The 14,894-nt window shown below is 49.1% G+C and carries 16 protein-coding genes and 1 CRISPR repeat array; of the genes, 7 read left to right on the plus strand and 9 right to left on the minus strand.

The window, feature by feature from the left end; genetic code table 11:
- Positions 1-447: 447 nt before the first annotated feature.
- The 5 genes from POG22_RS21940 to POG22_RS21960 form a co-directional block, all read right to left on the minus strand.
- Positions 448-1,287: an Npun_R2479 family HD domain-containing metalloprotein gene (locus tag POG22_RS21940; RefSeq protein ID WP_017660580.1), complete on the minus strand. Its 840-nt coding sequence runs from the start codon at positions 1,285-1,287 to the stop codon at positions 448-450.
- 69 nt (positions 1,288-1,356) lie between these two features.
- Positions 1,357-2,298 carry a phosphate ABC transporter substrate-binding protein gene (locus POG22_RS21945; protein WP_498907121.1) on the minus strand — a complete coding sequence of 314 codons (942 nt, stop codon included), beginning with the start codon at positions 2,296-2,298 and terminating at the stop codon, positions 1,357-1,359.
- 6 nt (positions 2,299-2,304) lie between these two features.
- Positions 2,305-3,015, minus strand: a complete 711-nt coding sequence (locus POG22_RS21950; protein ID WP_063717400.1) for a PspA/IM30 family protein — start codon at positions 3,013-3,015, stop codon at positions 2,305-2,307.
- Between the two features lie 162 nt (positions 3,016-3,177).
- The gene (locus POG22_RS21955) at positions 3,178-3,573 is read right to left on the minus strand and encodes a mCpol domain-containing protein (RefSeq protein ID WP_498907122.1); all 396 of its coding nucleotides are present in this window, start codon (positions 3,571-3,573) and stop codon (positions 3,178-3,180) included.
- A complete protein-coding gene (locus POG22_RS21960; RefSeq protein ID WP_498907123.1) occupies positions 3,570-4,580 on the minus strand; it encodes a hypothetical protein in 1,011 nt (336 codons plus the stop codon). Before POG22_RS21960 ends, POG22_RS21955 begins: the two co-directional genes overlap by 4 nt.
- A 676-nt stretch (positions 4,581-5,256) precedes the next feature.
- Between POG22_RS21960 and POG22_RS21965 the strand changes: the two genes are divergently transcribed.
- The 4 genes from POG22_RS21965 to POG22_RS21980 all read left to right on the plus strand — a co-directional run bounded on the left by POG22_RS21965 (position 5,257) and on the right by POG22_RS21980 (position 7,536).
- Positions 5,257-5,421, plus strand: coding sequence for a hypothetical protein (locus POG22_RS21965; RefSeq protein ID WP_498907124.1), 165 nt, complete (start codon positions 5,257-5,259; stop codon positions 5,419-5,421).
- A gap of 90 nt (positions 5,422-5,511) precedes the next feature.
- Complete coding sequence (locus POG22_RS21970; RefSeq protein ID WP_498907125.1) at positions 5,512-6,078, plus strand: Uma2 family endonuclease; 567 nt, start codon at positions 5,512-5,514, stop codon at positions 6,076-6,078.
- Positions 6,079-6,263: 185 nt separating this feature from the next.
- Positions 6,264-6,887: a hypothetical protein gene (locus tag POG22_RS21975; protein WP_498907126.1), complete on the plus strand. Its 624-nt coding sequence runs from the start codon at positions 6,264-6,266 to the stop codon at positions 6,885-6,887.
- A gap of 34 nt (positions 6,888-6,921) precedes the next feature.
- The gene (locus tag POG22_RS21980) at positions 6,922-7,536 is read left to right on the plus strand and encodes a Uma2 family endonuclease (RefSeq protein WP_498907127.1); all 615 of its coding nucleotides are present in this window, start codon (positions 6,922-6,924) and stop codon (positions 7,534-7,536) included.
- A gap of 33 nt (positions 7,537-7,569) precedes the next feature.
- On the opposite strand, the gene POG22_RS21985 is transcribed toward POG22_RS21980, so the two are convergent.
- A complete protein-coding gene (locus POG22_RS21985; protein ID WP_498907128.1) occupies positions 7,570-8,073 on the minus strand; it encodes a bifunctional adenosylcobinamide kinase/adenosylcobinamide-phosphate guanylyltransferase in 504 nt (167 codons plus the stop codon).
- 217 nt (positions 8,074-8,290) lie between these two features.
- On the opposite strand from POG22_RS21985, the gene POG22_RS21990 reads away from it, so the two are divergent.
- Positions 8,291-9,001, plus strand: coding sequence for an ATP-grasp domain-containing protein (locus POG22_RS21990; RefSeq protein ID WP_498907129.1), 711 nt, complete (start codon positions 8,291-8,293; stop codon positions 8,999-9,001).
- A gap of 38 nt (positions 9,002-9,039) precedes the next feature.
- Positions 9,040-10,310: a CRISPR direct-repeat array (repeat unit 37 nt; unit sequence TTTTCCGTCCCCTTGCGGGGAAAAGGTAGGAAAAGAC).
- A 329-nt stretch (positions 10,311-10,639) separates the two neighbouring features.
- Here the strand turns inward: POG22_RS21990 and cas2 are convergent.
- Positions 10,640-10,921: a CRISPR-associated endonuclease Cas2 gene (cas2, locus tag POG22_RS21995; RefSeq protein WP_498907130.1), complete on the minus strand. Its 282-nt coding sequence runs from the start codon at positions 10,919-10,921 to the stop codon at positions 10,640-10,642.
- A gap of 13 nt (positions 10,922-10,934) precedes the next feature.
- Positions 10,935-11,945 carry a CRISPR-associated endonuclease Cas1 gene (gene cas1, locus POG22_RS22000; protein ID WP_498907131.1) on the minus strand — a complete coding sequence of 337 codons (1,011 nt, stop codon included), beginning with the start codon at positions 11,943-11,945 and terminating at the stop codon, positions 10,935-10,937.
- 107 nt (positions 11,946-12,052) lie between these two features.
- On the opposite strand from cas1, the gene csx18 reads away from it, so the two are divergent.
- Entirely contained in the window at positions 12,053-12,355 is a 303-nt protein-coding gene (csx18, locus tag POG22_RS22005; protein WP_498907132.1) for a CRISPR-associated protein Csx18, read from the plus strand.
- A gap of 255 nt (positions 12,356-12,610) precedes the next feature.
- Here the strand turns inward: csx18 and POG22_RS22010 are convergent, their stop codons facing one another.
- Entirely contained in the window at positions 12,611-13,369 is a 759-nt protein-coding gene (locus POG22_RS22010; protein ID WP_498907133.1) for an arylamine N-acetyltransferase family protein, read from the minus strand.
- A gap of 272 nt (positions 13,370-13,641) precedes the next feature.
- On the opposite strand from POG22_RS22010, the gene cas6 reads away from it, so the two are divergent.
- Positions 13,642-14,754, plus strand: a complete 1,113-nt coding sequence (gene cas6, locus POG22_RS22015) for a CRISPR-associated endoribonuclease Cas6 (RefSeq protein WP_498907134.1) — start codon at positions 13,642-13,644, stop codon at positions 14,752-14,754.
- The last annotated feature ends 140 nt before the right edge of the window (positions 14,755-14,894 follow it).

Consider the following 14,894-nt stretch of genomic DNA (forward strand, 5'->3'; position numbering starts at 1 on the left):
ACGGAATCCGAATTTCAAACACTGGTTTTTTCCAACCTGAAAAACCCCTCTATCCCCCCAACCCCCCTCTTCTTTGGGGGGCTAAGGGGGGATGTGGTGAAGACTTCTTGAAACCTAGCTTATCGGGAACGGATTCCGTATGACGTCTGATACGGAATGCGAATCTCAACGCTTCGACTCCGCTCGCTTCGACTCCGCTCAGCGTTGAGTCCGAGCGGAGTCGAGGACTCAAATACTGGTTTCGATCGACCCGACAAGCCTCCCTATCTCCCCTCTCCTTAACGGATTCTGGATCGACCCTATCCGCTCGTCTCCATATTTGACCGATGGGTTGTCTGTGTTCTTTAAATTTCGGTTGACAATAACGTTATGATATGGTATTGAGTATCGAACGACCAAGAGAGAAATCGGAAACCTCGTCCGAGAGAGGTGCTTTTCAACGAAGGTCTAAGACGCTTCGAGTTGTTCGTGTTCGACGATGAAAACGTTGGAGTATAAGTTGGCTAAGATTTGTTTGCCTTGTTGGGTCAGTTCGAGATATCGCAAGGCGTTTTTAATGTAAGGATAGACGCCGTTCCAGTAAAATTTGGGGTAGCCTCGGCGTAAGTGTCCGGGTTTTTTATAGCCTAATGCTTTATTCGTTCCGGTTTCCTCGAATTCGTAGAACAAGGCCGAGATTTTTTTGAGGTATCGCGGATCGCTGAGTTGTCCGATCAGGTCGGCCGCCCGCACTAAGCCGGGGTAGTGAATGGTGTCTTGGTGGTCGTCGAGAGAGGGAACGGGAAATCGCGTCAGTTCGATGTTCCGTTTGATGGTTTCGGCATCGATGAGTTTGTGACCGCCAAACCGTTCGTCAACAAAGAGTTTGCCGCGATCGACGTGGTACGGGGTCAGACTGGCATCTGAAGCCCCAGGCGGCAAGCAGACGAAGACGCCGTCTCGACCGGTGGCGTAGAGGCCGGGTCGGTCTTGACGACAGACGCCCTTGACGTAACCGATGTCGTGACAGACGAGGGAAATAATGCAGTGCAACCAGTCGTCGCAGGAGACGCCGCCTTGACGGATATGTCTGCCTCGTAGGATTTCTTGACCGACGAGGGTGACGAGAACGGTATGTTCGACGTTGTGATAGAGGGCGTCGCTGTTGGCAATGTTTTCGAGTGCCATGCCGCCTGCCCAGGCGATGATATCTTCGTAGTCGGGGTTCAATCCGCCATAGGTGCGTCGGTAGCCGTCACGAAGTTGTGAGACAAAGCGATCGATCGTGAGTTCGGTAGCGTTCAACATTGGCGATTGAGAGTTGACAGTGAACGGTTGATAAGTGTTGTGCGGTACGGGTTCGATCTGCCCGAGGCGTCAGCGTCCGGCTGTGGCGATCGCCTGTTGTCCTGGGGGAGAGGCAACGAACCCGAGAAAGGCTGACACGTTGGGCGTCGGTGGGTTTTGGTACGCGTAGTACAGCGTGCGTTTGTAGGGATATTGGGCGGCGGCTGGGGTCAAGCCGTCGATCGCTACCACGCGAACGGTGCTTTGGTTGAAGATTTGGGCGGCGGTGGCGTAGCCGATGCCGTCGTCTCCTAATTCTCGCAACATCGGTGTTGTGGCGTCTCGTTCCATCGTCGTAATGTTGGGGGTGTTGCCGAAATTGCCCCCCTGGAGAACGAGTTCTTGAAAGGCTTGGCGCGTCCCGCTTTCGGGGGGACGGTTGATGACGCGAATGGGTTTGTCGGGGCCGCCGATTTGCGACCAGTTGGTCATTTGTCCGGTGAAAATGTCCACGACGTTTTGTTGGCTGAGTCCTTGACCGAAGGGATTACCCACGCCGACGACGAGGGCGATCGCGTCGTCGGCCACGGGAACGGCGACTAACCCCTGGTTTTGTTCTTGGGGTGTTAGGGGACGGGATACGGCGGCGAGATCGGCTTGTCCGTTGAGGAGGGCTTGGATGCCGTTATCGGACCCGGTGGCACGAGTGGAGACGGTGGTTCCGGGGAATTGGGCTTGAAAGGCAGTTTTCAGGTTTTCGTTGAGGGACACCATACTCGTCGAACCGTCGATCGTGACGGTGGTTCCGCTGGGAACGGTCGTCGGAGGTGAGAACGCGTTCGGCGTCGGTGGGGGAGGCGGGGCAGTTGTGACTCGATCGGGTGCGGCGTTTGGGGCTTGCTGGGCTGGGGCGGTGGTGACGCCAGACGGTGCGGTTTGGCGTTTGAAGAACCACCAATATCCTCCTCCGGCTAGGAGGAGAAATATGAGGATAAAAACGATGGGAGGCGGGCCGCTGCGGGGTTGAGTCACGATCCTTTACTGCTGGTGTGGGGGACGTTTCGATTGTTGCAACCGTCGATCGATCTCGTCGTCGAGGGTGAGGGTTTCCCAGTCTTCTGCCATATTATCGCTGGAAAGGTCGCGGACTTCGGCGAGGGCTTGTTCTTCGAGGTGTCGTTGTTCGATGGTGTCTTTGGCACGGTCGAATTGCGATCGCGCGGAGTCGATGTTGAGTTGGCTGTTGACACGAGCGATCGCATCGAGGGCTTGACTCATTTCTGCCATGTCCTTCATGTGTTCCATGTCGGCTTTGTAGGCTTCGAGATCGATTCGCTCTCGATTCAATCGGTCTTGGGAGGCTTTGACAAAGACTTCGGCTTGGCGAACTCGTTCTTCGAGTTGGGGCAGCAGTTGTTCGAGTTGGATGGCTTTGGCCATGGCGAGGCGGGCGGTGTTTTCGTCTCCGTTTTGACGGGCGGCGATCGCTTGTCGTTCGTACTGTTTGGCTTGTCCGACTTTCTCTTCGTATTTCAGTGCGGCTTTTTGGTAGGCTTCGACTTGGGCTGAGACCGCTTCGGCCAGTTGTCGGACGGACGCCTGCATTGCCTTGAGAGATGTTTCGGCACTTTGCAAAGGGTCGGCGGTGCGGCGTTCGTCTTCTGGTGGTAATCCCCACAACCAATTCCAGATATTTATCGTGACTCGTCCGGCAGTGTCGCCCATGAGCCAATATACTGCTTTTTTCATTGGGGGGAGGGGAACGGGGGGAGGTGTTGGCTTTCTAGTTCGATTTTAAGCTGTGGGTTGGGGGCGTGCAAGGGAAGGCGTTTTCCGTGGTTTGGGAAATTCACCATAGAGGACACGGCAGAAATGTAGAGTCTTAGCTTCCTATGGTAAGAAATAATGAGGTTAGCCGATTTGCTTAAACTCGAAAGTATTATTTAAAACCTCGACTAAAACAATTAATCCACGTCCTGCCGATTTAGCAAATTTCAAAGCCAAGTAAGCTTCGACAGCATTCCTACCAATACCAACAGAAAAAGACGTGGGCATTCCTGATTGTTTTGAAATAAATTCTTCTACAAATAGTTGATATTCTAATAGTTCAATTAAAAGACTATCTCCACCTTTTAAATAAGTTTTTCCGTTGAATGTTTCAGACAAAAAATGTATTCTATTTATAGATTCATTAATAGAATAGCTATACCTTTCTAGTTCATCTAATTCGTTAGATACGATCAGCTTTTCCAGTTTTCTTCCAACAAGATCTCCATCAATTGCAACAAAAAAACTATTGGTTTTCATCGTGCTAATAGCCTTTTCCAAAATTCTTCACTAGCCTTCGCGCATCTAAAACATTCTAAAGCTAAGTTAATAGAAATTCTAACTTCATTAGATTTAAACTGATGAGATGACATACCTGCATGAGCAGAAAGGTTTCTAAACGATCTTAACGGTGTTAGTAACCCAGGAATTGTCAATAGAGAATCTAGATTTTTGTCAATATAACTTCTTTTTTTGCCACTCATTTCAGAATACTTTCTAAAGAAGAAGGAAATAGCACCCAATGAATCTTTTTGTTTGAGAAGATCTATTCCAAAATCATTAGCAAATACTTTTGCTGGTGGATAAATCCTTAAAAACTCTAGCAACTCATTAATAAATACCTCACTTGAGGTTGTTGCATCGGAAACTGCACTGCGGAAATTATCACCTTGAAAAAAAGAAAGTACGCCTTTTCTCAAATCATTACTAATTTTATGAAGAAAGGAGATTTGCTTGATTTCGGCAAATATATTATCAATTTCCTCAAGATAAAACACTAAGTCGAAGTAACTCAATCTAGATATGCTTGAAATACCTGTAAAAGGCGGCAGTTTTGTATACTCATAATGTTGCCCCCAGTTCGGACGATCGGGTATTTCTTTAGGAGAGCATAGTAAAGAAATATAGTAAATATTTTCTATTCGTAGTAAACTAGCCGCAAGATAAAGTTGAGCAGTGACAGCTTTTTGTCCATTGGTCAGATCTACATACTTCAGGGAATCATTTTTAAAAACCTCTGTAAAATCTTCCGCTTTTGCCAGACCTTCACTATCTAAAGATACTTTTTCTATTCTGATATCTCTTCCTAGAAAATTTCTATAAATTTCCTCCTGCTCAATAAAAATTTTGTTAATTTCAGGTGACGAGAATACGACTACCTTTAATATCGGTTGATTTTTATCTCGATCGAGTAGTGTTTTAACAGCAGTAGCTACAAGCTTAACCGTGTTGAGATTGATATTACCACAAGTATACAGGACAGCCATTATTTTCTCAAATTTGTGTATTACTTACTCTTAACTCGCTTTGTTGATGTCTCAAGATGAATGATTTTTATCAATTACCCACCAACATATAGGTGGTAGGGGCTAACAATCTTATTCAGAGAGCAACTTTCTGAATATCTATTCTGAATTACTGCGATTGTAAAAACCTGTTGGCATATTATCCCGAGCTTGGATGGATTGCAAGAAATTTTTCGGATATTTTCAGATTTCGCCTTACTCTACACGAACTCGGTGGCAAGTTTTGAGGGATCTTCCGAACTTACTATGCAAAAAATCGCTGAAACTTTTACAGGGTAGGAGTTTTCACTAAACTGTACAAAACGAAAACTCAAGTCGCACGCATCCCCTTCCAGATAAGGGTTACAGCCATTTGTCCTACATACCAAAGTTGGAAGAACCGTTTTGAGCAAGGATTGACAGTTGACAATCCGAGAACTACAACAGGAGCAATGTTCTGTCCTAGCAACGATCGCAAGAGCAGAACGAATGCTTCGATCAGAGTATATACTTCCAGTCTTTGCTGTTGCTACAGCGAAAGCTGTCCTCGCTCTTGGTCTCCGCCAGCTCTCAGGCGTATTAGCCTATTAACAGAGCTTCCCCACGGGATCGTCGGGAAACAGTTTGCCTCGGTGGTCGGATTCAAGACGCGCTGCAAATGCGGAATTACTCGATTTTAGCCCACGGTTTGCGTCCGGTGACAGAATCGGACTACCGCCAATTGGAAGCCGCGCTCGCGCCTTTGGTTCGGGAGGCGATCGCGGCGGTGGTGTCGAAAAAGTCTCCATCTCCAGTTCAATTTCCCTCGGAGTGGGAAATGTAGCGGTTGTCTCCGATCGCTGACAGAACAGATAGATACCCGATACCTCAGACGGTCAATTTTTCCTAAATCTCCTGTTGAGGAAAATCAAAGATGCGATCGACCGTTCAGTCAAATTCGTTATCCTTAAGCGAATTTCTACAACTCCCCGAAACCAAGCCAGCGACAGAATACGTCGCTGGAAAAACCTATCAAAAACCGATACCGAAAGGGAAACATAGCCGACTGCAAACCCGACTCTCGGCAGAAATTAATCGGGTCGCAGAACCCGATCGCATCGCCTGCGCGTTCACCGAGTTATGCTGTACGTTTGGCGGGAGATCGATCGTTCCAGATATCTCTGTTTTGGCTTGGGAAAAGATTCCCCTCGATTGTCGAGGGGAAATTGAAAATACCTTTGAAGTTGCACCGGACTGGACGATCGAAATTTTATCCCCCGAACAAAATCCGACTCGCGTAATGAGCAATATCTTATTTTGTCTCAACGCCGGAACTCAACTCAGTTGGCTCGTCGATCCTGAAGAACGGTCGATCGCCATTTTTAAACCGAGAGAACAACCCGAAATTAAGCAAAATGACGATCGACTCCCTGTTTTAAGTCTTTTAACCGATTGGAATATCTCGGTACGGGATGTTTTTAGTGGCTTGAATTTCAGTTAACGTTAAAATTGCAGATGTTTTAAGGTCGTCCCGAGTTTGGGAGTATTTACAAAGCGGGTTCGTGAGGATCGATCGCCGATTCAAAAATGCTAAGTCTCAGAAAGACCAGTGGGTGAGGAAGTTCACCGAAAAACTGGAACAGTGTCACCAGACTCAGCCCCCCAAGAAATAGGATCGCAGTCATTATGGCTTGCAGTCAGTTCCAATCTATTGGTTCGATTCTTAAGGAATTTGGTATTTCTTATACTGAAGAAGATTTTGTTATCGGTGTCGAATTTGAAATCCCAGTGAGTTTCCGTGACGATCTGGAATTCGTTATGCGGGAAGGGGTGGTCGATAACTCGGAATTTGCCATTTGCGAAAATCTCATTTATCCAGTTCTCAAAGAGGTTTGGAAACGCTACGCTAAAGATTTTGTGCTGTGGAGCCATCAAGCTCTCAATTACGACGATCGCCTATCAGGATTTCCTGAATATATCCTGGCTAAACGCTCTGAATTAGGAAAAGTTGTCTTCGATCGACCTTATCTTTTGTTGGTGGAAGCGAGGCAAGATAAATTTGAGGAAGGCTGGAGTCAATGTCTAGCTGAGATGATAGCTGCACAGAAGCTCAACGATCGCGATGAAGTTACAATTTTTGGTATTGTCTCAAATGGGAAGTTCTGGCAATTTGGGAAATTAGAAGGCGATCGCTTTACCAAAAATATACATCCTTACACAATTTACGATCTCGATCGCTTATTTGCCGCAGTCAATTACAGTTTTCAGCAGTGTCAGTTTCAACTGGAAAGTTATGTCAGTACTTTGTGAGTTTGGCGATGAGTTAATTTGGAGAAAATGATTGATGACGGTTACCGGAGCAACAACTCATTCAAAACTCACGTTTCGAGACTTTCTCGAACAACTCCCTGACGAAGAGGGAGATTACGAACTCGTTGATAGAAAATTTGTGAGAAAACGACCGACACGACGACATGAAACCATCGCTGAATATATTGCAGACGAACTCAAAGCTGAAATCCGTCGTCTGAGTTTAAATTACTGGGTATCGGGTCGAGTTGTCATTCGCACAACCACCGAAGACGGAACCGAACAAGGTCGCCATCCAGATATTACGGTGGTCAACAAACAGCTTTGGGACTCGCAACCGATGGCGTACTCGGCGTTACTGGAACCGCCGCAGATGGCGATCGAAGTGGTTTCGATAAACTGGGAAGACGATTATGTCGATAAACTTGGTGAGTATCAACGGTTGGGAATTCCTGAATATTGGATAGTCGATTATATGGCGATCGCCAGTCGCAGTTATTTAGGGAAACCGAAGGAACTGACAGTGTTTGTATGCAGTCTGGACGACAACGGAACCTATCGAATGAACCCTTATCGGGGGAGCGATCGCATTGTCTCGCCGACGTTTCCCGAACTGGCGGTTTCAGTTGAATCCATTTTCAACCGTTAAGTCGATCGATACGTGAATTCACCAGACGAACTGCTACTTCACCTTCAGCGGTAAACCCGACACCATGAAAAACACCTCGTCGGCGAGATCGGCGACAAACTGATTCATCCAACCCTGTAAATCCACAAACTTTCGTCCGTTGGCGTTCTCCGCGTGTAAACCCATCCCGATCTCGTTAGAAATCGCAATTAACGTAAAATCCTGCTTTAAAACTTCCAACAGTTCCCGCTTCGCCAACTTCAACGACTCGTCAATATCGCCTTCAGTATCCATAAAAAAATTCGTCAGCCACAGGGTAATACAATCGAGAACCACCACTTCCCCTGCAAACTGATGTTTGGAAATATATTTCTCTTCCTCCACCGTTCGCCAGGTGGCGTCGCGATCGCTCTGGTGGCGTCGAATCCGTTCGAGATGGTTGTCGTCCCAAATCCGCGATGTTGCTAGATAAATCGGCGTATCGGACAAGCGTTTGGCCAACTGTTGCGCGAATTTGCTTTTACCGGAACGCTGTCCGCCTGTAACGAAGTAAATCACAACGGTTTGAGGGGTTTAAGGTGTGTAATGCTTTTCTCAGGGTGGCACGATCGGCGGTAAGATTCAAATTGTTTTGAGTGCTTGTTCTGGGTGTATCGTGTTGTCCCTCGGATCGACAATCCAGCTTGACTCGTCAGGTTAGGGATCTCTAAACTGCTAGATTGGCGACGACTTATCGTAATTTCCTGATTACACTACAAACTCTGAGGTCGCGATCGTGTTTTACATCCAGATGGAAAACGGACTTCCCCATCACTTCGATGCGGCTTGTGCATTGTATGGTTGTCGGGAATTAGAAGAACCCTATCAACTCATCTCTTATGAGGAATTAGTGACAGGTCAATACGACGATGCTCTACGCCGGGGAATTTTCGTGGGGACGGTGGAGTTTATGCAGGAAGTCTGGAACAGATTGAAAATACCCATGCCTCGACTTCCGAGGAACTCCAATCGGGTTTCGCAATGTATGACTTTAGGGGAAGCACTAGAGAGGCGCGAAAGAGAAAATAAGCCCTTATTTATTAAGCCGAAAGATATGAAGGTGTTTACGGGTTTCGTTCATGAGGGATACTCCTATCGCTGTCTTGAGGACGTACCGCTCGATGTTTGGGTTTTAGTGTATCCGGTATTTAGCTCTCCTATTGTCAGTGAATGGAGGGCTTATATTCATCGCCACGAGATATTAGATGTCAGGAATTACTCTGGCGATGTTTTTGTCTTTCCCGATAAGGACTATCTCGATCGGGTCGTTCGAGAGAATAAGTCTGATTTTCCGAGTACTTATTGTATCGATATCGGGGTGCTAGAAAGCCAGGAGCAGGTGGTAATTGAATTTAACGATATGTGGGCGATCGGGAATTATGGCATTCCCAACTGGCTCTATGTGAAAGCTCTCAGGGATAGATATCGAGAGATAATTCGGGGTTAACTGGGTAAGCCATCTTGCTTTCTAGCTTTAGCATCGCAGTTTCCATTCCCTTGCAGGGAAAAAGCAGGAAAAAACGCAGTGGCAGAAGATCTAGGGTTTGTTCGGCTTTATGTTTCCGTCCCCTTGCGGAGAAAAGGTAGGAAAAGACCTCAGCACACCGGAGGCGACGCCACCACATCCTGTATCAAGGCGGTGTTTCCGTCCCCTTGCGGAGAAAAGGTAGGAAAAGACCCGCATATAATTCCTCTCCCGCTCCTTTTTAGCGTGAGCATCGTTTCCGTCCCCTTGCGGGGAAAAGGTAGGAAAAGACTTGCGGGGGTTAACTCACCGACCTCTTGCTTGGTACGGGCGAGCGCTGTTTCCGTCCCCTTGCGGGGAAAAGGTAGGAAAAGACGCGATCGAATCGATTTTAGAGCGCCCTGAGTATTCCCATTGTTTCCGTCCCCTTGCGGGGAAAAGGTAGGAAAAGACAGACCCCCAGCTAGAGAATAAGTCCCTCGTCAAGCAAGTTTCCGTCCCCTTGCGGGGAAAAGGTAGGAAAAGACAAGTATTAGAGGTTTATTTGGGAAATGTGCGTAAGGCAGGTTTCCGTCCCCTTGCGGGGAAAAGGTAGGAAAAGACACTGTTACCAAGTGTTTGGGGTCTAGATTTTAGAGGGTTTCCGTCCCCTTGCGGGGAAAAGGTAGGAAAAGACTTTACGCTGTCTGATTACGCAGCCGCCAAGGAGGCAATCTCGTTTCCGTCCCCTTGCGGGGAAAAGGTAGGAAAAGACCCGATGCCGTATTTCTCTTCCATGAAGCGGCAAATATAGTTTTTCCGTCCCCTTGCGGGGAAAAGGTAGGAAAAGACGCTCTCGTTCGACCAGTTCCCAACGTCCGGGGTGAAACTCCTTTTCCGTCCCCTTGCGGGGAAAAGGTAGGAAAAGACTGGATACAGCCACAGACGAACGGGGAACCACTGATTTCTTTTCCGTCCCCTTGCGGGGAAAAGGTAGGAAAAGACGCGAGGGTGACGTCGGGTTGGGCGATCGTGGCTTCAAAGTTTTCCGTCCCCTTGCGGGGAAAAGGTAGGAAAAGACCGAATCGAATGCGGTCGTTGGTCTTCCCCCAGATGCTCAAGTTTTCCGTCCCCTTGCGGGGAAAAGGTAGGAAAAGACTTCGGCGATCACGCGCTCGGCGTTGGCTTGGATGGTTTCGTTTTCCGTCCCCTTGCGGGGAAAAGGTAGGAAAAGACGTTTCAGCCGTTCTTCTCGCTGGCGCAACTGTTCGGCTTTTTTCCGTCCCCTTGCGGGGAAAAGGTAGGAAAAGACTTTATAACTGTGGAAACCTTGTGCTATTTAGTTTTCAAGGTGCAGTTCCGCGAAGCTGATTCACACTCTGTTACAACCTCGATCGCCTAAAAGATTTCAAAAGAAAATCTTTTGAATTTGAAGCTGTACTAACTTTATCGAAAACGCGAGACGCTGTCAACACAAAACTCGTGAAATTGCAAAACTTTACATTTTCTCAGGGAATTTTAAATTCCCTTTAGCTTTCCGCGAAAATAAAACCACATTTTACAAAAAGAAACACACTCAAAACCTCCATCTCAAAAGATAGAAAGCCAAAAAACTTCCAAACTTAAACCCCAAAAAAACAGTTACAAAATCAAAAAATCCGGCGGTTCGTAAGGCGGCGGCGACCCAAACACCCGAGTTTCCCGTTTCGCCCGTTCGTCCAACGGATACACCCGCAAACTGTCTTCGGGTAACTCCAACACCCGCAACCACCGCTTCAACAACCGCTCCAACGTCTCCTCGTCGCAAGGACACTCGAACACCGAATACTGAACCCGTTCGCATCGCTGCTCGATTAACTTCGCTAACTTCCTCCGGCGGCGATCGCACCGCACGTCATAACACACCAACCACAACCGACTCATCCTCACCACCTCCTCACCGCACCGTAAACGCCCGATAGTCCGAGCGCAACTCCACACAACAGCGTCCCAACCACCGCGCCTGTTCCAACAAAATCTGACTCAAAGTCAACTGGCGATTTTGCGGCTCGTAAAAAAACCGCGTCTGAAACCGACGTTCCAACTGCGCCAAAAATAACTTCTTCGCCGTCGTTCCCAACCAAACCCCTTCCCCATCCGGCGACGGCCCGAAATCCAACGGATCGAGTAAATCCGACTCCAATATCCCCCACACCGTTCGATCGATCGCCACCGGACGAAACTCCTCCATCACGTCCAACGCCAAATTGGGACGATAGGGTTCCGTGGCGTGAAAAAACCCCAAATACGGATCGAATCCCGCCCGAACGCACGCCGAAAACACCCTCGACAACAACACCCCATACCCCCAACTCAACAGCGCATTTCCCGGATCTCGCGGCGGACGGCGGTTGCGCCCCGAAAAATTCCACCGAGACGGCAACACCTGCGCCAACGCCTGATAATACGTTCGGGCGCAAATCCCCTCAATTCCCATCAACTGCGATCGCTCCAGCGGCGACTCCAACCCCTGCAACTGTCGCAAATACGTCCCCATCGTCTCCACCGCCTCCGCCAACACCGCCACTCGTCCCTGTACCTCGCGGTTGCGCCGCTGCAACAACACCCGTTGATTGCGAATCTTCCCCAACACCAACATCTGCGCCAACGCCATCCCGAACGTCGTATCCACCACCCGATACTGCGCCAACCGCAGCGTCGGATTCGTCTGAAACTGTCCCTGCAACCGTCCGCGAAACCGTCCGTCTCCCCGTAAAAACAACGTTTCCACCCCACGATCGAGCAAGGCGGCGATCGCCTGCGCCGTCAACTGCACCCCCGGTAACACCACCAGCAACCGCAACTCCGCCAACCGACAGCGGCGTTTCTCCTCCCCTCGCTTCACCGTCAAACTCTCGTTTCCATATCCCACCACAGTCCCCGGTTCGGTTAAATAAAGTGTCGTCATACCTGTTGCGATCGCTCGACTCTTTTATTTAACCCCCTATATGGAAGCTGCACCTTCCATAAGGATGTCATAATAGCCACGTTCGCAACCTCTACCCTCAAACTCTCATGATGTCTCGCACCCTTGCCAAACAACTCACCCGCTACCGCAGCGTTCTCGTCGCCCTCGCCAACGCCGGAATCACCTGGATAATCCTCATCGTCGCCCCTCTGGGCTTATTCTCTGTAATTCTCTGCACCGGGCTAGTTTTTACCAGCAGTCTCGCCCTCAGTTGGCTGGGCGACAAAGCCCTAATTTCCCTTCTCCGACAAGGCGGTTACGACGTCATGTCCGCCACTCGGGCCCCCTATCCCCTCGATCGCACCTACGATCGCCCCCTATCGCCCCCAGACGAAGAAACCAGAGATTGAAACGATCGCCGTAACAGTATCGACACGGGCACGATCTCAGGTTTTTTAGGGTCTTCGGGAATTGCGGTGTAATTTGTTATTTTGAATGCAAAATTGGGCGGGGGCGCATTGCCATGACGCCCCTACAGTAAGGGTTTTACTTATCATGAAATTAGCGTATCACCTTAAACCGAAAAGACCCATCCAACCCAGGTGTTTCGCACCTTATCGTCGAACCTTCTTTAACAACTCCAATTTAGCGAGCGATCGCCGCACCTAAAAATCCAGCGTCACACCAAAATACTCCTTCAGCTTAGACTCAAACATGGCTTCGTTCTCGAGTTCGATTTCCTCAACCCGATCGCTTTCCGAGATTTTCAACTTATTTCCTGCGATCGTCACGCGACCGTTTTTCCTCGCCAAACTAATCAAACGCTGTCGCGTAAAAAACGACTCAGGATGAGTTTGATGGTATCGACACATTTCCTGAAATTCACTTAAATCTCTTTCTTTTAACGTAAATAAATATTGAGGCTCGACCTCTCTATTTTCTATCTTATCCACACGATAAACATCTCCCTCGTGTTTTTCAATGATGAAATGTCCTCTCGGATCTTGTTGTACGATTCCCGGCTTTACCGTTAACGGATGCAACGTAAACTCACCAAATCCTACATCCAATAAAAAATCTCGACCGTCAAGACGAGCGATCGTTACCAAATGGTCGAATTCCCGTTCGGAACCTTGGTTACGGGCAAAAATTCGCGCCGAAATTCGCTTAACTTGAAAGCCCAAACCTTTCAAAAGCTCGTAAAAAAGTCCGTTTAGCTCATAACAAAATCCACCTCTTTGACTTAAAACAACTTTTTTGTAAATGCGATCGAGATCCAGTTCGATCGCCCGTCCATAGTGAACGTCGAGATTTTCAAACGGAACCGTTAACAAATGAGATTCTTGTAACGCCCGCAAAACCTCTACATTCAAATTCAGATCGCCAGAATATCGAATTCGCTCGAGATAGTGGTTGATATTCATTGTGGGTTGCTGTCCAATCCAATGTAAGGGTTTTCAGAATTGTCTGTTAACCCAAAAAACGCGATCGCTCGCTTATGCAACGCGGTGGGGTGAGTTCGCCCCAACCGATCGCCCTCAACGTTCAGAAGAGCGATCGTAACAATTGTATGGGAAAGATAGCAAGACGCCCTCAGCCTCATCAACAGGTCGATCGCCGGACAGTTGACGGTTCCCCATCAAAAGCTGGACACTATAAAAAGTCGTCTACTTCAACAATTTCCTCGATCGCCCCAATGCCCTCACCCCCCACCTGGACAGACGACACCGAACTCGTCGGCCTTCGCTTCGAGTTGCAACCCCATCACAGCAGCACTCTCTTTCCCCAATACAGCATCGGATTGCACGCCTGGTTTCTCGACTGCGTGCGTCAAAGCAATCCCGAACTCTCCACCTACCTCCACGACGGCGAATCCGAAAAACCCTTTTCCCTCTCCCTTCTCGACGGCGAACTTCCCCTAGTCGGACGCCAACTGCAAGTCTCAGGCGATCGCACCTACGGCTGGACGTTAAACCTCCTCACCGCCGAGCTAGTCCAGTGGGCGAAAACCTGGCTAGAAACCCCACCCCAAACCCTCAACCTGCGAGCTGCAACCTTCGACATCAAGGCGATCGAAGTCGATCCTCCACCGACGACCTATCAAACCCTCTTCGACACCGCCGACGCCGCCACCGTTCGACTGAGTTTCCTCAGTCCCACCAGCTTTCGCCATCGCGGCCATCACGTCCCCCTTCCCGTTCCCACGAACCTCTTTCACAGCTACCTGCGCCGTTGGAACGACTTCTCAGGACTTCCCGTCGAGACAGAAGACTTTCTCGACTGGGTCGATTCCCACGTCGTTTTACGCCGCCACGACATCCGCTCCCACAAAGTCGCCGCCGGAAAACGGGGGTCTGTCACCGGCTTTACCGGATCGATCGAGCTGTCCGTTTCCGCCACCGCTCGCCGTCAAAACCCCGACTACGCCAAACTGTTCGCCGCTCTGGCCCGTTTCGCCCCCTACTGCGGAACCGGCCACAAAACCCCTTTCGGCTTAGGACGAACCTGCGTGGGGTGGACTGAAGCCACCGCCGAACCCAACAGCGAGCAAACGCGCCTCGCCGAACGCATTGATGATTTAAACGAGCTGTTGCTGACGCGCCAAAAACGCCCCGAGAGCGATCGCGCCCGTAAAATCTGCCAAACTCGCGCCACCATTCTCGCCCGTCGCGAACTCGGCGAATCTCTCCAGGCGATCGCCGACGATTTAGAAATGCCCTACGATACCGTTAAAACCTACGTCAAACTCACCCGTCGCACCTTGCGCGACCTGGAGTCTAACCCACAACAACAATTATCGATCGACTAATTAGGGCTTGCTGAATAAGTCTCCAGAGCGAATTCTGATGCCGTACAGCTTGCCCAATGGTCGTTTTGGACTCTAGCTTCCCAATTGAATCGGTAATCGCCGACGAAAATCCAAGGTTTTTGAGCTTCTCGATCGGAAAA

It is taken from the genome of Geitlerinema sp. CS-897, from assembly GCF_028368005.1.
GTDB classification, from domain to species: Bacteria; Cyanobacteriota; Cyanobacteriia; order Cyanobacteriales; family Geitlerinemataceae; genus Baaleninema; species Baaleninema simplex.

Bases quoted from the DNA above. Each gene is read 5' to 3' on its own strand.
- POG22_RS21980 (WP_498907127.1), top strand. From the start codon at position 6,922: ATGACGGTTACCGGAGCAACAACTCATTCAAAACTCACGTTTCGAGAC.
- POG22_RS21955 (WP_498907122.1), bottom strand. From the start codon at position 3,573: ATGAAAACCAATAGTTTTTTTGTTGCAATTGATGGAGATCTTGTTGGA.
- POG22_RS21965 (WP_498907124.1), top strand. From the start codon at position 5,257: ATGCGGAATTACTCGATTTTAGCCCACGGTTTGCGTCCGGTGACAGAA.
- POG22_RS21940 (WP_017660580.1), bottom strand. From the start codon at position 1,287: ATGTTGAACGCTACCGAACTCACGATCGATCGCTTTGTCTCACAACTT.
- cas6 (WP_498907134.1), top strand. From the start codon at position 13,642: ATGCCCTCACCCCCCACCTGGACAGACGACACCGAACTCGTCGGCCTT.
- POG22_RS22010 (WP_498907133.1), bottom strand. From the start codon at position 13,369: ATGAATATCAACCACTATCTCGAGCGAATTCGATATTCTGGCGATCTG.
- cas2 (WP_498907130.1), bottom strand. From the start codon at position 10,921: ATGAGTCGGTTGTGGTTGGTGTGTTATGACGTGCGGTGCGATCGCCGC.
- cas1 (WP_498907131.1), bottom strand. From the start codon at position 11,945: ATGACGACACTTTATTTAACCGAACCGGGGACTGTGGTGGGATATGGA.
- POG22_RS21950 (WP_063717400.1), bottom strand. From the start codon at position 3,015: ATGAAAAAAGCAGTATATTGGCTCATGGGCGACACTGCCGGACGAGTC.
- POG22_RS21975 (WP_498907126.1), top strand. From the start codon at position 6,264: ATGGCTTGCAGTCAGTTCCAATCTATTGGTTCGATTCTTAAGGAATTT.
- csx18 (WP_498907132.1), top strand. From the start codon at position 12,053: ATGATGTCTCGCACCCTTGCCAAACAACTCACCCGCTACCGCAGCGTT.
- POG22_RS21970 (WP_498907125.1), top strand. From the start codon at position 5,512: ATGCGATCGACCGTTCAGTCAAATTCGTTATCCTTAAGCGAATTTCTA.
- POG22_RS21960 (WP_498907123.1), bottom strand. From the start codon at position 4,580: ATGGCTGTCCTGTATACTTGTGGTAATATCAATCTCAACACGGTTAAG.